Here is a 14,828-nt window from a genome sequence, read left to right on the forward strand (position 1 = left end):
TGCGCCGTAAAGGCGCACCCTACGCCGTTTCAAGCAATGTAACGTGTGTGCTGCCGAAGCGGCGCCGGTCCAGCAGCGCGTAGCCTGCGGGTGGGTCCATGGCGGCGTTTTCTTCCCATACGATCAGCGCGTCGTCGGCGCAGTGCGTGCGGATGGCAGCGAGTGCCTTTTCGCCCATGCCCTTGCCGTAAGGTGGATCGAGAAAGATCAGGTTGAAGGGTGTTGGCCCAAGCTCGCCGGGTTTGGTTGCGTCGAGGCGCAGCAGTTTGGTCTGGTCGCCCGCGTTCAGCTTCTTGATGTTTTCCGCAATCAGCTTTTGGCCCACGCGCCCGTTTTCCGCGAAGGTTACGTGTGCCGCGCCGCGCGACAGCGCCTCAAGCCCAAGCGCGCCGGTGCCTGCGAAGAGATCCAGCACATGTGCGCCGTCTATCACCCCGCGATGGGTGAGCATGGAAAACAGGCTTTCGCGCACCCGGTCGGGCGTGGGGCGCAGATGTGCCTGCGCGTCGCCCCTGCCCACGTTGGCCAGCGGGACACCGCGCCAGCGGCCTGCGATGATCCTCACTTGAGCAGGGCTTTCAGATCGCCCGCGGGGTCCGCGACGACGCTTGGGTCTGCCGATTTGCCCGCTTCGATCAGCCGTTTGCCGATCATGTAGGCGCGCGGATCGTTGGCGGCGTCCACGGCGAGCAGCGTGTCGCCTGCGTAGTACCAGAATGATTTGGCCGTCCCCCCATCGCGCGTCACGACCCGGTCGTAGCCGGTGTTCAGTCCCGCGATTTGCAGTTTGACGTCGAACTGGTCGGACCAGAACCATGGTCGGGCCACGTAATCCTTGGCCGCGCCCATGATGTTTTCGGCAACGCATTCGGCCTGGTCGATTGCGTTGGGCACGGATTCGAGGCGGATACGGTCGCCCTTGTAAGGGAAGGAGGCACAATCGCCCGCGGCCCAGACATGGGGGGCGGAGGTGCGACCCTGAGCATCGGTGGCGATGCCGTTGTCGAGGGCGATGCCCGCCGCTTCGGCCAAGCCGGTTTCTGGGGAGATGCCGACGCCGACGATCACGAGGTCTACGTCAAGCGCCGTGCCGTCAGTCAGTTCGGCGCCCGACACGGTGCCATCGCCCGTGAGCCGTGTCAGCCCGACGCCCTCGCGCAGGTCAACGCCGTGGCCTGCGTGCAGGGTACGGAAGTAGTCGCTGGTTTCGGGGGCGGCGACCCGTTGCAAGATGCGATCGGCCATTTCGACCAGCACCACGGTCAGGCCCAGCTTGCAGCAGACGGCCGCCGCTTCGAGCCCGATATACCCTCCGCCCACGATGAGGGCGGTTTTGCCGGACTGGCACCACGGCGCCATCTTATCCACGTCCGCCAGATCGCGGACGGTGAAGACCCCATCCAGATCGCCGCCGATGGACGCAGGCAGGCGGCGGGGGGACGATCCGGTGGTGAGGACTAGATCAGTGTAGTCGAGCGTGTCACTGCCCACCGTCACGGTCTGCGCGCTTGTGTCGATGGCCGTAACCGCGTCGCCCATGCGCACGGTGATGTTGTTGTCGGCATAGAAGCTGTCGGGGCGCAGGAACATCCGTTCCAGCGGCATGTCACCCAGCAGATACGCCTTGGACAGCGGGGGGCGTTGATAGGGCAATGCGGGCTCGGCGCCGATCAGCGTGATCGCCCCCTCAAACCCGCCATTGCGCAGCTTGGCAACGCAGGATGCCCCCGCCTGCCCTGCCCCGATCACAATCACATGGCTCATGTCTTGCACCTTTGCCCTCGCCCTTTGCCAAGCCGGAGCCTATATCGCAGGGGAACGCAGACGCAATTCCAAGAAAGGCGCATATCATGGCTATTTCCGTTGGTGACACCCTGCCCGACGCATCACTGGTCTATCTGGGGGACGAAGGGCCCGCACAGGTGCAGCTGAGTGAAAAGACCAAGGGCCGCAAGGTCGTGATCTTTGCCCTGCCGGGCGCCTATACCGGCGTGTGCAGCACGGCGCATGTGCCCAGCTTTGTCCGCACCAAGGACCAGTTCGACGCCAAGGGCGTGGACGAGATCATTTGCGTCAGCGTGAACGACCCCTTTGTGCTAAAGGCGTGGGGCGAAAGCACCGGTGCCGAGGCGGCGGGCATCACGTTTCTGGGGGATGCGGAGGCGGCGTTTACCAAGGCGATGGGCCGTGAGTTCACGGCACCGCCTGCGGGCCTGATCAACCGGTCCAAGCGCTATGCGATGGTGGTCGAGGACGGCAAGGTGACCGTGCTGCAGGAGGAAGAAAACCCCGGCATGTGCGAGGTGTCAGGCGGTGAGGCGCTGCTTGAGGCGATGTGATCTGCGCGCCAGATCAGCATGAAATAAAAGGCCCCCAATCGGGGGCCTTTTTCATTTGGATCACGTTTTGATCTATTCGGCCGCCTGCACGATGGTACGGGTTGGGAACGGGATGTCGAGGCCCGCGTCGTCCAGCGCTTCCTTGACCTTGCGTTTCATGTCCGCCTGATACTGGAAGTAGTCGCCGCTGTCGCACCAGACCCGCGCCAGGAAATCGACCGAGCTGTCGCCCAGGTTGTTGACCTGAATGAACGGCTCAGGGTCCGGTTTTGACCGCTCGTCCGCCATAATCGTGTCGCGGATCACCTGTTCGGCTTGTTTCAGGTTCACACCGTAGCCCACGCCGAATGTCCATTCGGCCCGGCGTGTGGGATAGATCGAGTAGTTTTCGATCACGTTGCCCCAGACCTCGGAATTGGGAATAATAATCTGCACGTTCCCAATGCTGGCCAATTCGGTGAAGTTCAGCGTCACGTCCTTCACCGTGCCCATCTTGTCCGCCACCTCGACGAAATCCCCGATCTTGAGCGGGCGGAAGAGGATCAGCATGACGCCTGCTGCCACGTTCGACAGGGTGCCCTGCAGCGCCAGACCAATGGCAAGGCCCGCGGCACCGACAGCGGCGACCACCGACGTGGTCTGCACCCCAAAGGTGTTCAGGACGATCAGGAACGTGAACCCAAGGATCACGTAGCGCAGGATCGAGCCCAGGAAGTTGAAGAGCGTGTCGTCAAGATGCGCGCTCCTCAGCCCGATCCGGGTGACGCGACGACCAAGCCATGCTGCAACGATCCAGCCGAGGATCAGGATGGTGATGGCCGCCAGCACCGACCCGACGACAGAGGCGAGGAATTCCAGTGACAGGTAGTCGCCAAGCGTCTTGCCTTGCCACACTTCTGTGGCAAGCAGGTTGTTTACTGTTTCCATGGTCTTACCCCGCCAAACTGTCCATTTTGCGGGCCAATTTCACATCCAGCGTGCTCAGTCCACCCACGTCGTGGGTGGTCAGCGTCACCTCGACCCGTTTGTAGACATTGAACCACTCGGGGTGGTGGTCCCACTTTTCGGCCCAGATGGCGGCGCGCGTCATCCAAGCGAACGCTTCGACAAAATCGGCGAATTCGAATGTCTTGTGGATGGCGTCCCGCCCGTCGGTGACGGCCCATCCTGTGGCCAGCAGCGGATCCAGCAGGGTGGCCCGCGTCTCATCGCTGAGTTTTTCCATTATTCCTGTTCCTCGATCTGGACCTTCTTGAAAGGTCCGTAATCCGTGAGAATTTCAATTTCCTCCTCCACCGCCTCACGTTCGGCTTCGAGGTAGCGGGCGATGGCATCGGCAAAGCCGGGGTCGCCCACCCAATGCAGGCTGTGGGTCTGTGTCGGCAGGTATCCCCGTGCCAGCTTGTGTTCGCCCTGCGCCCCTGCCTCGACCCGGTCCAGCCCGTGCTGGATCGCGATGTCGATGGCCTGATAATAGCACAACTCGAAATGCAGGCAGGGATGATGCTCCGAACAGCCCCAGTAGCGGCCGTATAACGCGCTTGCGCCGATAAAGTTCAATGCGCCCGCAACATATCTGCCATCCCGTTCCGCCAGCACCAGCGCCATGTCATCCGCCAGCGTCTCGTGCGCGATGTCAAAGAAGCGGCGGGTGAGGTAGGGCGTGCCCCATTTGCGCGCGCCAGTGTCCTGGTAGAAGTGCCAGAACGCGTCCCAGTGTTCGGGCCGCAGATCGTCGCCGGTGAACACATGGATGTCACCGCCAAAGTCCTGAGCCCGTGCGCGTTCCTTGCGGATGTTCTTGCGCTTGCGGCTGGACAGGGTGGCGAGGAAATCGTCGAACGTGCCGTAGTCATCGTTCAGCCAGTGGAATTGCTGGGTCGTGCGGGCCATGAGGCCCAGATCCGCGCCAAAGTCGCGTTCGGTTTCAGTACAGAAGGTCACGTGGAGCGAGCTGAGCTTGTTGTTTTCGCCCAGTTGTACCGCGCCCGAGATCAGGCCGCGCATCCCCAGTTCGGGGAAATCCGGATGCGTCAGGAACCGCCGCCCCGTGGCCGGTGTGTGCGGAACCGCGATTTGCAGTTTGGGGTAGTACCGCCCCCCGGCCCGTTCATAGGCGTGGGCCCAGTTGTGATCGAAGATGTATTCGCCTTGGCTGTGGTTCTTGGCGTACATCGGCGCAAAGCCCACCGTCTGCCCATCGACGACGGCTTGCAAATACTGCGGTTGCCAGCCGGTGCCGGGGCCGACGGAGTTGCTGTCTTCCAGTGCCTTCAGAAAGCGGTAGGTGGTGAAGGGGTCTTGGGGCCTCCCGCCCCCTGCCGCCTCGGGGCAGGCGCACGCATCCCAGTCCGCTTGCCCGATTTCGGACAGGCTTGGCACCACACGGATTTCTATTTCTTGCTCGGACACAAACGGCCTTCCCTGCTCAACAGGTTGAGATGTGTGCCGCGCGGCGCGCGCTTCAACCGGGATGGGGGGCGAGGTAGCCCTCGAAGGTGATATTTTGCGCGACCTTGCGCGCCCGTGCTTCCTGCTCGGGCGACTTGACGGTCCAGCAGAGGATGTCAGCGCCTTGCTCTTTCAGTTCGGTTACGCGCGGACGGGCGAGGTCGGCGACCTCGTGACTGATGAAGGTGGCGCGTATGCGGTCGTAATCGGGGATGGCGCGCAAGTGGGCGCATGTGGCCGCGTTCAGTGGCCAATCATCAGCTTTATATGCGCTGGTGACGATCCCGCGCGGGATGTCGGGGCAGAGTTCTGCCATCCGGGCGACGCTGTGCGGGTTGAAGGACATGAGGGCAACGGGGCCTGTGTAACCTGCAAGCGCGTGTGCCGTGGCCTGTTCCAGTGGGCCGATGGCCTCGTCCATGGCGCCGTCCTGGTCCTTGATCTCGATCAGCACGGGCACTTGTCCCGCCACGATGTCTAATACCTCATCTAGTGTCGGAATACCCTCGCACCCACCACGGAGGGGGATCTTGTCAAGTGTCCCCGCGGGGACAGCCCGGATAGGCCCCGTTCCATCGGCCAAACGGTCCAGCGCGTAGTCGTGAAAGACCATTGCGCGGTCATCCGCGCTCAGTTGCACGTCGATCTCGATCCCGTAGCCATGATCCATGGCAGCGCGAATGGCGGCCCGGCTGTTTTCGGGGCGGCCATCTGCCACGTCGTGCAAGGCGCGGTGCGCAAGCGGTGCCGACAGAAACGCGACAGGCAAGCGCGGGGTCATTTGATCTGAAAAATACCTTCGATCTCAACCGCGACGCCGAGGGGCAGCGCGGCGGCAGAGACGGCGGAGCGACTGTGACGGCCCGCATCGCCCAGTGCTTCGACCAGAAAGTCCGAAGCGCCGTTGATTACCTGCGGCTGATTGGTGAAGTCGGCGATCGAATTGACGAAACCGGTCAGCTTGACCACGCGCACGAGGCGTTCCAGATCGCCGCCACAGGCCGCCTTCACCTGCGCGAGCAGACTGATCGCACATGTCTTTGCCGCAGCGGCGCCCGCCTCGACCTCCATATCCGCGCCCAGCTTGCCGGTGATCAGACCATCGGGGCCATTGGAGATTTGGCCCGAGACATAGACGATGTCACCCACTTGAACGAAAGGCACGTAGTTGGCCGCGGGGGCAGGCGCGTCGGGCAGCGACACACCCAGATCGGCAAGACGGGATTCGATGGACATGGGCAGGCTCCTTTTCAACGGTTGTGCGGACGCTAGACCGCCCGCGCAACCGTGAAAAGGGCCGATGTCAGGATTCGCGGAAAGCGCGGTTGAAGTAGTCGGCGACCGGCTTGATGAGGTAGGCCAGCGGTGTACGGTCTGCGGTGCGGATGAATGCCTCCACCGGCATACCGGGCACCAGGATCTGGTTTTCATTCAGCCTGTCGATCTCGCCCGGGTTCAGCACGATCTCGGCCCGGTAATAGCTAGCGCCAAGGTTTTCGTCCTCGAACGCGTCGGCAGAGACCAGGGCGACTTCGCCAATCAACTCGGGCGTGGTGCGTTGATCCAGCGCGGAAAAACGCAGGTTGACGGTCTGTCCGGTCACGATCTGGTCGATATGGATCGGATCGACCCGGGCGGCGATCACGAGCGGCCTATCCTGCGGGATCAGAAACAGCACCGGGTCCGCGGCGCGCACGACCGACCTTGGGGTCTGTACCCGCATATTGTAGACGATGCCGGACACGGGCGCACGGATCTCCATCCGTTCAATATCGGTGAGCAGGGCCTGGCGCTGTTCGATCAGCTCCAATTCGCGCGCGCGCAGGTCACGCAAGCGGCTGATCGCTTCCTCGCGGCGGGTGGAGTTGAGGCGCAGAACTTCGATCTCGATCTCAGTGATGCGCTGTTCGGACTGGGCCTTGGACGCGGCAAGTTCGCCGATCTGACCGTCAAGCGATGCCTGCTGCCGCTGCAGTGCCAGCACGCCAGAGGCTTGGGTCAGGCCACGTTCCAGCAGGCTTTCCTGCGCGGCCAGTTCCTGTTCGATCAATTCAAGCTGACGGGCCAGCGAGACTTCCTGCGCCTCGATCCCTTTGATCTGGTTGCGTGTCTGCGCAGCCCTTTCGGACAACTGCTCGGTCTGCTTATCGGTCGACTCGCGGCGGGCGTGAAACAGGTTCTCCTGGCCCGTGATCAGTTCCTGGACATCTTCTGATGTTGTGGCGACGGTCAGAAGTTCGTCATCGAACACGATATCATCTTCTTCGTCCCGCTCTGCCTCGAGCCTGCCGCGGCGCGCCATGAATTCGTAAAGCTGGCTTTCCACAATAGCGAGGCTGGACTGCATCTGTTTGACGTCCAGCTGGATCAACAGGTCCCCGGCCTCGACGCTGTCGCCCTCTTTCACCGCGATCTCGGACACGATGCCGCCGGTGGAGTGCTGCACGATCTGGCGGTTTTGATCGACTTCGATCCGGCCAGAGGCGATGACGGCCCCCGCAATCTCGGTGAAGGTGGCCCAAGCGGCCAAGCCGCCCAGAAGGCCGAAGAGGCCAAAGAAACCGATGACAAGCGGCGTGATGGCTGACCAGCGTTTTTCGCTCATGTGACGCTCCCTGCGCTGGCGGGTGCGCGCGTGATTTGTTCGTGGTTCTTGACCATGGATTTCAGCACCTCTTCCTTGGGGCCGAATGCCGTACGGATGCCGCCGTCGATCACCAGCAGCAGGTCGCATTCCTGGATCGCGGCAGGCCGGTGGGCCATGATGATGACCGAGCGGCCGTCGGCCTTTGCACCGCGGATGGCCTGGTTCAGCGCCAACGTCCCCTCGTTGTCGAGGTTCGAGTTCGGTTCGTCGAGGACGAGAATCACAGGATCATCATAGAGCGCGCGGGCCAGGCCGATGCGCTGGATCTGGCCACCGGACAGCCGTTGCTGGCCTGCGTTGATGCGGGTGTCATACCCTTCGGGCAGTTCCAGGATCATCTTGTGCGCATCCGCTTTTTGCGCGGCGGCGACGACCTTTTGATCGTCTGGCGCGGTGGCCAGGCGCGCGATGTTTTCGGCGATGGTGCCGTCGAAAAGTTGCACGCGCTGGGGCAGGTATCCAATGTGCATGCCAAGCACGTCGGGCGCGTATTGATCGAGCGCCGCAGAGTCGAGGCGGATCGAACCGCCCGCAGGCCGCCACACGCCGGTCAGACAGCGTGCAAGCGTCGACTTGCCCGCACCTGATGGGCCGATAACGCCCATGGCATGGCCCGGCGGCAGGTCGAAGTTGAGCCCGCGCAAGGCGGCGCTCTGTTCACCGGGCGGCACGACGGTCAGACTTTTGGCAACCAGCTTGGCCTTGGGCTTGGGCAGGGCGGTGCGTGTGGGCTCTTTCGCGACGGTGCCCAAGAGTTCAGCCAAGGCATCCCACCCTTTGATCGCACGCTGAACGACCGGCCACTGGGTCAACATCAGCTCAATCGGCGCAAGGGCCCGGCCCAGCAGGATCGAACCCGCAATCATGGCGCCAGGGGTCATTTCATTCCGCAGAACGAGATACGCGCCCAGCCCCAGCATCGCGCTTTGCAAAAACAGGCGCAGCGTTTTGGTCAGCGAGGTGAAACCACCACCAACATCGGTTGCCTTGATCTGTTCATCCAGCGCAAGGCCGCGCGCCTTTTGCCAGCGGTCAAAGGCCGCGTCGCGCATGCCCATCGCCTGAACCATCTCGGCCTCGATCCGAAGCTGATCGGACATCGCAGATGCCACATGGCCCGCCTGACCCGCCTTTTGCTGCGGCCGACGCGACAGGATCTGGTTGACCAGGGCAATCAAGATCAGAACAGTGCCACCGGCCAGCGCGAGGAAGCCGAGCCACGGGTGGAACATGAAAATCGCCGCGATAAAGATCGGTGTCCATGGCAGGTCAAAGAAGGCCATCAGAACCGGCGATGTCATGAAACGCTGCACCGATTCGAGGTCGGCCAGACCGGTTTGCGTGCGCTGGTCCGGGGCGACGGCAGACTTGCGGACAACCGCGTCAAAGACCCGTCGGTCCAGATCGTTCTGAAACCGCGCGCCCACCCGCGCCATGATCCGGCCCCGGGTAAAGTCGAGAATGCCCATTATGCCGTAGAGGAACACGACCAGCAGGGACAGGGCGATCAGCGTCTCCTCGCTGCGGCTGCCCAGAACGCGGTCATAGACCTGCAACATGTACATTGGCCCGGTCAGCATCAGGAGGTTGGCGAACAGGCTGAACAAACCCACGGCCCAGTACAGCCCCCGGCTCTTGCTGCGCGCGGCGCGCAACTCGGCTCGCCCTCGGTTTGTCACATCGGTTTGCATCGGCATCAATTCGCTTGTGTGGTGCTCAAAATTGTTTTCTTCACACGATCACTTATCCTGCGTGTCGCGCAAGTGCCACATGTACAATCTTCCATCAATGGCGCTATGGGCATTTAGGACGACACTATTAGTTACGTGTGAAAAATATCCAGTGGAGATTTGCATTGTCTCTTTTTTGCCGCGTCCGTCGCGCGATTGTTTTGTTACTTGCTGTGGGGTCGCTGGCCGCGTGTGCCGCGTCAGAACAACGCGCCGTCCAGCTTGACGGAGTAAACGACCCCTACGAGCGTCAGAACCGCCGTGTTCACGCCTTTAACAGGGGTTTGGATCGCGCCGTGGTTCGCCCGGCTGCCATCGGCTACTCTTCGGTCTTGCCGGACGAGATCGAGGACAGTGTCAGCAATTTCGCCCGCAACCTTGGCGAGCCATCCGTGGTCGTGAATAGCCTGTTGCAGGGCGATCTGGAGGGGGCGGGTGTTTCGACAGTACGCTTCGTGACAAACTCGGTTCTAGGCATTTTCGGCCTGTTTGACGTCGCATCCGACTTTCAATTGCCGCCCCATGACACCGATTTCGGCGAGACGCTGTATGTCTGGGGCGTGGGCGAAGGTGCATATCTGGAACTGCCCGTGCTGGGCCCGTCCACGGCCCGCAACGCCACAGGCAAGGTCGTCGATCTGTTCACCAACCCGCTCAGCTATACCGTCGAAAGCCCCGAACAGTATTATGGCACGGTCGCGGCGGCGGCTTCTGGCCTGTCCCGGCGGGGACGGTTTTCCGATACAGTTGATTCCATTCTATATGAGAGTGCTGACAGCTATGCACAGGCGCGTCTGATCTGGTTGCAGAACCGGCGCTTTGAACTGGGCGATGCCGGTGCGGCTGCAGAGATTGATCCGTTTGCCTTGGACACCGAGGGGTTTTGACATGAATAGACGTTGTTTCCTGGCCACCGGCACCAGCTTTGCCGCGTTCCTGCCCGCCCTGCCCGCCTTTGCGCTGAATGAGGCCGGGGCAGAGCGGCTGATCAATTCGCTTGTCGGCGACATCAACAGCGTCATCGGCTCGGGCCGCAGCGAGAGCGCGATGTTCCGCGATTTCGAGCGCATCTTTGCCCGCTACAGCGACACATCCTACATCTCTGCCTATGCCATGGGCGTGGATGGCCGCCGCGCCAGCAACGCGCAGAAGCGCGCGTTTTCCGATGCGTTCCAGGGCTACATCGCCCGCAAGTATGGCCGCCGGTTCCGCGAGTTCATCGGCGGGCAGCTTGAGGTAAAGGGCGTACGTGCGGTCAACAATTGGTTCGAGGTTGAAACCACCGCGTTCCTGCGCGGTCAGTCGCCTTTTGCCGTAACATTTCATGTGTCGAACCGGTCGGGCCGCGATCTGTTCTTCAACATGTTCATCGAAGGGGTGAACCTGCTGCTGACCGAACGGACAGAGATTGGCGCGCTGATCGACCGTAATGGCGGTGATATCGACGCCATGATCTCGGATCTGAGCAGTCTGGGGTAGGCGCAGCGCCTAGCGGCTTTCGCCCGGAATTCGGTCGTTGGGGCGGGTGGGCTCCCCCCCGCCACCCAAAACATCCCGTATAAGCATCTCGATAAGCCCTTCGGTCGTGCGCGGCACGTCGTCCCGAGGTGTCTGCGGCGCGGGATCCGGGCGCGTCGCACCAACCGGAGCCTGCATCGGCAACGGCTTGGCGGGCACCCCTTCGTGCACCCGCACCATCGTCTCCCGCCAGATTTCAGCGGGCAGCCCACCGCCTGTGACACCCGTGAGTGGCGTATTGTCATCATACCCCATCCAGACACCGGCCACGTAGTCCGCCGTAAACCCGACAAACCACGCATCGCGGGCGGCCTGGGTCGTGCCAGTCTTGCCCGCGATCTCGCGCCCACCGAACTGCGCCCGTGCACCCGTGCCTTCGCTCACCACCTTTTCCATCATCCAGATCAACTGGGCCGCCGCCTGATCCTGCACCACGCGCTCGCCTATCCCGCCGCCCGTACCCATCAGCGGCGCATCATCGCCCTGAAGCCGCAGGTCGATCAAACCGTAGGGCGTGACGGAGGAACCGCCGTTAAGGATGCCCGCATACGCCCCGGTCATGTCCAAAAGCGTGCTTTCCGACGCACCCAAGGCCAGCGCGGGGCCTTGGGCCATCTCGTTGTTGATGCCGAAATCAGTCGCGATCCGGCGCACCAGTTCGCGCCCCACACTTTCCGACACTTTCACTGCCGGAATGTTCAGCGATTGCGCCAGCGCCTGGATCAGCGTCACCTGGCCCGAATACGTGTTGGTGTAATTGCGCGGGGACCACGCGCCCGAGCCGGGGATATTAAGCGTCATCGGCTCGTCGATGACCGTATCCAGCGGGGAATACCCAAGTTCCAGGGCGGCCGCATAGACAAAGGGCTTGAAGGCAGAGCCCGTCTGCCGCTGCGCCTGGATCGCGCGGTTGAACACTCCCGCGACCCGCGTTTCGCGGCCACCCACCATGGCCCGCACGGCGCCGTCCGCGCTCATCACCACGATGGCGGCCTGTGCCTTGGAGCCTTCGCGCACCTTGGTTTCGAACACCTGTTTCAGCGCCTCTTCGGCGGCGCGTTGCAAGCGCTGGTCGAGGGTGGTGCGGATGATGACATCTTCGGTCGTGTTGCGGGTGAAGAATTCGGGCCCTGTCGACATGACCCAATCGGCAAAGTAACCGCCCGCCTTGCGCCGCGCTGCCGGCGACAGGCTGGCCGGGTTCTGCTGCCATTGCGCGACCTCGGCCTGCGTGAGGTATCCCTGTTCCCCCATCAGCCGCAGCACGGTCGCCGCGCGATCGCGGGACCGTTCCAAGTTGGATGTGGGAGCAAGGCGCGAGGGCGCTGTCAGAAGCCCCGCGATCATCGCGCCCTCGGACGGGGTCAGGGTGGCCGCGGATTTGCCGAAAAAGCGCTGTGCCGCGGCTTCGGCCCCGTAGGCACCTGCGCCCATGTAGGCCCGGTTGAGGTAGATCGAGAGGATCTCCTCCTTGGAGTACTTCACCTCCATCGCCATCGCATAGATGGCTTCCTTGGCCTTGCGCTGGATCGACCCGCGACGGCAATCGGAGACATAGGCCGCTTCGGACTTCCATTCCGCCGGATCATAGACGACGCCAAGACACAGCAGTTTCGCCGTCTGCTGCGTGATGGTCGAGCCGCCGTGACCCTGCAGTGGCCCGCGCCCTTCGCGCAGGTTGATGCGCACCGCACTGGCAACACCGCGCGGACTGACGCCGAAATGGCGGTAGAAGCGCTTGTCCTCGGTCGCGATGACAGCGTTCTTTAGGCCGGGCGCCACGGTGCTGGCCATCACGACCCCACCGAACTGATCGCCCCGCCAGGCAAAGCGGTTTCCTTCGCGGTCAAGCAGGGTGACAGAGCCGCGGGCGCGGCCATCCAGCAGCTCGTTCACGTCGGGAAGTGTGGTCCAGAAATAGCCGACGGCCAACGCGACCGCTGCTGTCACGGTCAGGCCGACGCGCCATGTAATCCACCAGACAAGGCGGAGTACCCACTTGAAAAGGCGGACAAAGATGTTGCGCGACGGTTTCCGCGCGGGCGGCTTGCGCCGCTTGGCCGGCGCCTTGCGGGCCGCCGGTTTGGCCGTCTTCTTTTTTGGATAGCGACGGTCCGCCACCAAAGGGCGTTTGCCCTTTCTTGAATCACGCATTGACGACCCCTGCCCGGCCTTATGTTTGCCATAGCTTACCCGGTTTGGCGGCATTTGCCACGCCCCGCGCGCGTATAGGTAACGATTCCTAAACGCTTATTTGTTGGGCAAATACGTCATTTTGCGCATTTTTTATGCACACGTTTCTGCATCGTAGGCAAGAATCCCCGCGCAAAACTTTGCCCTTCCCACCCTATGCTTTCTGTTCCCCGCATATCGCAGGGCGACCTGCCAATGTAAGGGGACATGTGGTGAAACTCATCATTGCTACAATCAAGCCGTTCAAGCTGGAGGAGGTTCGCGAAGCGCTGACCGAAGCCGGCGTGCGCGGCATGATGGTCACAGAAATCAAGGGCTTCGGCTCGCAATCGGGCCACACGGAAATCTATCGCGGCGCGGAATACGCTGTGAACTTCGTGCCAAAGGTCAAGATCGAGATCGTGGTGGCCGACGGGATGGCCGACCAGATCGTCGAGACGATCACAAAGACCGCCCAGACGGGCAAGATCGGGGACGGCAAGATCTTTGTTCTCGACGTCAGCCAAGCCGTGCGTGTCCGTACCGGCGAAACGAACGAAGACGCCATCTGAGCGCTCCAGCATAGGGAAAAACGGAACAATGAAACTTACGAAATCTCTTGTTGTTGGTGCGGCCCTGTCCGCCCTGCCGACGCTGGCGTTGGCGCAAGACGCCCCGGGCTTTGACGAGATCGGCCCCTACATCATGACGACCCTGCTGTTCTGCATGGCGGGCTTTCTGGTCTTCTTCATGGCTGCAGGCTTTGCCATGCTCGAAGGTGGGCTGGTGCGGTCCAAGAACGTGACCATGCAAATGACCAAGAACATCGGCCTCTTCTCGATCGCGGCCATCATGTACTGGCTTGTTGGCTTCAACACGATGTATCCGGGCGACTTCAACGGCTACTTTGCCATTGGTGGCCAAACGGTCCTGGATCCAGTGGGCGTGGCCGCCGCTGACGCGGCGCTGGATTATGCGTCTGTCGGTTCGGACTTCTTCTTCCAGCTGGTATTTGTCGCCGCGACCGCGTCCATCGTGTCGGGCGCGCTGGCCGAGCGGATCAAGCTGTGGCCGTTCCTGATCTTTGTCGTTGTTCTGACTGGCTTCATGTACCCGATCTCGGGTTCGTGGAAATGGGGCCTTGGCTGGCTTGACGCTGCTGGGTTCCAGGACTTCGCAGGGTCGACGGTGGTGCACTCCGTGGGTGGCTGGGCCGCGCTGGCCGGTGCCATTGTGCTGGGTCCGCGTCTGGGCAAGTACAAGGACGGCAAGGTGAACCCCATGCCGGGCTCGAACCTCGCCCTCGCGACGCTGGGCACATTCATCCTCTGGCTGGGTTGGTTCGGCTTCAACGGTGGCTCGCAACTGGCCATGGGCACCGTGGGTGACGTATCGGACGTGAGCCGGATCTTTGCCAACACCAATATGGCGGCGGCTGCCGGTGCTGTCACAGCGCTGATCCTGACCCAAGTTCTGTACAAGAAGCCTGACCTGACCATGGTTCTGAACGGCGCGCTGGCTGGCCTCGTTTCGATCACGGCTGAGCCACTTGCACCCACCCTGTTCGGTGCGCTGTGGATCGGTGCCATCGGCGGTGTGATTGTCGTCTTTGCCGTGCCACTGCTCGACAAGCTGAAGATCGACGACGTGGTTGGCGCGATCCCGGTTCACCTGTTTGCGGGCATCTGGGGCACGATGGCGGTTGTGTTCTACAACAGCGACGCGTCGCCGGGTACGCAGATCATGGGCATCATCGCTTACGGTGTATTCACCTTCGTCGCATCGCTGGTCGTGTGGTTCATCCTCAAGGCTGTCATGGGCATCCGTGTCGGCGAAGAGGAAGAGATCGCGGGCCTCGACATGTCTGAAATGGGCATGGAAGCCTATCCGGAATTCTCGAAAGGCTAAGGCTCCTTCCTCTTAGACCTGAGAACCGACTGACCGGGCGTTCGCGCCCGGTCTTTTTTGCTT

At 62.2% G+C, this 14,828-nt stretch carries 15 protein-coding genes; 5 read left to right on the forward strand and 10 right to left on the reverse strand.

Annotated features, from left to right (window positions below):
• Nucleotides 1–19 precede the first annotated feature (19 nt).
• Nucleotides 20–565, reverse strand: a complete 546-nt coding sequence (gene rsmD, locus BWR18_RS14890; RefSeq protein WP_076629247.1) for a 16S rRNA (guanine(966)-N(2))-methyltransferase RsmD — start codon at nucleotides 563–565, stop codon at nucleotides 20–22.
• Nucleotides 562–1,764: an NAD(P)/FAD-dependent oxidoreductase gene (locus BWR18_RS14895; RefSeq protein WP_076629248.1), complete on the reverse strand. Its 1,203-nt coding sequence runs from the start codon at nucleotides 1,762–1,764 to the stop codon at nucleotides 562–564. The genes rsmD and BWR18_RS14895 overlap by 4 nt, the downstream gene beginning before the upstream one ends.
• An 86-nt stretch (nucleotides 1,765–1,850) precedes the next feature.
• On the opposite strand from BWR18_RS14895, the gene BWR18_RS14900 reads away from it, so the two are divergent.
• The gene (locus tag BWR18_RS14900) at nucleotides 1,851–2,339 is read left to right on the forward strand and encodes a peroxiredoxin (RefSeq protein ID WP_076629249.1); all 489 of its coding nucleotides are present in this window, start codon (nucleotides 1,851–1,853) and stop codon (nucleotides 2,337–2,339) included.
• 72 nt (nucleotides 2,340–2,411) lie between these two features.
• On the opposite strand, the gene BWR18_RS14905 is transcribed toward BWR18_RS14900, so the two are convergent.
• The 7 genes from BWR18_RS14905 to BWR18_RS14935 all read right to left on the reverse strand — a co-directional run bounded on the left by BWR18_RS14905 (nucleotide 2,412) and on the right by BWR18_RS14935 (nucleotide 9,128).
• Nucleotides 2,412–3,266, reverse strand: coding sequence for a mechanosensitive ion channel family protein (locus tag BWR18_RS14905; RefSeq protein WP_076629250.1), 855 nt, complete (start codon nucleotides 3,264–3,266; stop codon nucleotides 2,412–2,414).
• Nucleotides 3,267–3,270: 4 nt separating this feature from the next.
• Nucleotides 3,271–3,567 (reverse strand): 4a-hydroxytetrahydrobiopterin dehydratase, encoded by a 297-nt coding sequence (locus tag BWR18_RS14910; RefSeq protein WP_076629251.1) that lies wholly within the window; start codon nucleotides 3,565–3,567, stop codon nucleotides 3,271–3,273.
• Entirely contained in the window at nucleotides 3,564–4,751 is a 1,188-nt protein-coding gene (locus tag BWR18_RS14915) for a GNAT family N-acetyltransferase (protein WP_076629252.1), read from the reverse strand. Before BWR18_RS14915 ends, BWR18_RS14910 begins: the two co-directional genes overlap by 4 nt.
• Before the next feature lie 52 nt (nucleotides 4,752–4,803).
• Entirely contained in the window at nucleotides 4,804–5,571 is a 768-nt protein-coding gene (locus BWR18_RS14920) for a glycerophosphodiester phosphodiesterase family protein (protein WP_076629253.1), read from the reverse strand.
• Nucleotides 5,568–6,026: a RidA family protein gene (locus BWR18_RS14925; RefSeq protein WP_076629254.1), complete on the reverse strand. Its 459-nt coding sequence runs from the start codon at nucleotides 6,024–6,026 to the stop codon at nucleotides 5,568–5,570. The genes BWR18_RS14920 and BWR18_RS14925 overlap by 4 nt, the downstream gene beginning before the upstream one ends.
• A 67-nt stretch (nucleotides 6,027–6,093) precedes the next feature.
• Entirely contained in the window at nucleotides 6,094–7,395 is a 1,302-nt protein-coding gene (locus tag BWR18_RS14930) for an HlyD family type I secretion periplasmic adaptor subunit (protein ID WP_076629255.1), read from the reverse strand.
• On the reverse strand, nucleotides 7,392–9,128 hold the full coding sequence (locus BWR18_RS14935) for a type I secretion system permease/ATPase (protein WP_076630340.1): 1,737 nt from the start codon (nucleotides 9,126–9,128) through the stop codon (nucleotides 7,392–7,394). Before BWR18_RS14935 ends, BWR18_RS14930 begins: the two co-directional genes overlap by 4 nt.
• 212 nt (nucleotides 9,129–9,340) lie before the next feature.
• Here BWR18_RS14935 and BWR18_RS14940 point away from each other — a divergent pair, with 212 nt between their 5' ends.
• Both BWR18_RS14940 and BWR18_RS14945 read left to right on the forward strand, forming a co-directional pair.
• Nucleotides 9,341–10,054, forward strand: coding sequence for an MlaA family lipoprotein (locus BWR18_RS14940; protein WP_438873636.1), 714 nt, complete (start codon nucleotides 9,341–9,343; stop codon nucleotides 10,052–10,054).
• 1 nt (nucleotide 10,055) lies between these two features.
• A complete protein-coding gene (locus BWR18_RS14945; RefSeq protein ID WP_076629257.1) occupies nucleotides 10,056–10,646 on the forward strand; it encodes an MlaC/ttg2D family ABC transporter substrate-binding protein in 591 nt (196 codons plus the stop codon).
• Nucleotides 10,647–10,655: 9 nt separating this feature from the next.
• On the opposite strand, the gene BWR18_RS14950 is transcribed toward BWR18_RS14945, so the two are convergent.
• Nucleotides 10,656–12,839 (reverse strand): transglycosylase domain-containing protein, encoded by a 2,184-nt coding sequence (locus BWR18_RS14950; protein ID WP_076629258.1) that lies wholly within the window; start codon nucleotides 12,837–12,839, stop codon nucleotides 10,656–10,658.
• A 251-nt stretch (nucleotides 12,840–13,090) separates the two neighbouring features.
• On the opposite strand from BWR18_RS14950, the gene BWR18_RS14955 reads away from it, so the two are divergent.
• Nucleotides 13,091–13,429 carry a P-II family nitrogen regulator gene (locus tag BWR18_RS14955; protein ID WP_076630341.1) on the forward strand — a complete coding sequence of 113 codons (339 nt, stop codon included), beginning with the start codon at nucleotides 13,091–13,093 and terminating at the stop codon, nucleotides 13,427–13,429.
• 28 nt (nucleotides 13,430–13,457) lie between these two features.
• On the forward strand, nucleotides 13,458–14,765 hold the full coding sequence (locus BWR18_RS14960; protein WP_076629259.1) for an ammonium transporter: 1,308 nt from the start codon (nucleotides 13,458–13,460) through the stop codon (nucleotides 14,763–14,765).
• The last annotated feature ends 63 nt before the right edge of the window (nucleotides 14,766–14,828 follow it).

It is taken from the genome of Tateyamaria omphalii, from assembly GCF_001969365.1.
Lineage (GTDB): Bacteria > Pseudomonadota > Alphaproteobacteria > Rhodobacterales > Rhodobacteraceae > Tateyamaria > Tateyamaria omphalii_A.

Bases quoted from the DNA above. Each gene is read 5' to 3' on its own strand.
- BWR18_RS14895 (WP_076629248.1), bottom strand. From the start codon at position 1,764: ATGAGCCATGTGATTGTGATCGGGGCAGGGCAGGCGGGGGCATCCTGC.
- BWR18_RS14900 (WP_076629249.1), top strand. From the start codon at position 1,851: ATGGCTATTTCCGTTGGTGACACCCTGCCCGACGCATCACTGGTCTAT.
- BWR18_RS14905 (WP_076629250.1), bottom strand. From the start codon at position 3,266: ATGGAAACAGTAAACAACCTGCTTGCCACAGAAGTGTGGCAAGGCAAG.
- BWR18_RS14920 (WP_076629253.1), bottom strand. From the start codon at position 5,571: ATGACCCCGCGCTTGCCTGTCGCGTTTCTGTCGGCACCGCTTGCGCAC.
- BWR18_RS14925 (WP_076629254.1), bottom strand. From the start codon at position 6,026: ATGTCCATCGAATCCCGTCTTGCCGATCTGGGTGTGTCGCTGCCCGAC.
- BWR18_RS14930 (WP_076629255.1), bottom strand. From the start codon at position 7,395: ATGAGCGAAAAACGCTGGTCAGCCATCACGCCGCTTGTCATCGGTTTC.
- BWR18_RS14935 (WP_076630340.1), bottom strand. From the start codon at position 9,128: ATGCAAACCGATGTGACAAACCGAGGGCGAGCCGAGTTGCGCGCCGCG.
- BWR18_RS14945 (WP_076629257.1), top strand. From the start codon at position 10,056: ATGAATAGACGTTGTTTCCTGGCCACCGGCACCAGCTTTGCCGCGTTC.
- BWR18_RS14950 (WP_076629258.1), bottom strand. From the start codon at position 12,839: ATGCGTGATTCAAGAAAGGGCAAACGCCCTTTGGTGGCGGACCGTCGC.
- BWR18_RS14960 (WP_076629259.1), top strand. From the start codon at position 13,458: ATGAAACTTACGAAATCTCTTGTTGTTGGTGCGGCCCTGTCCGCCCTG.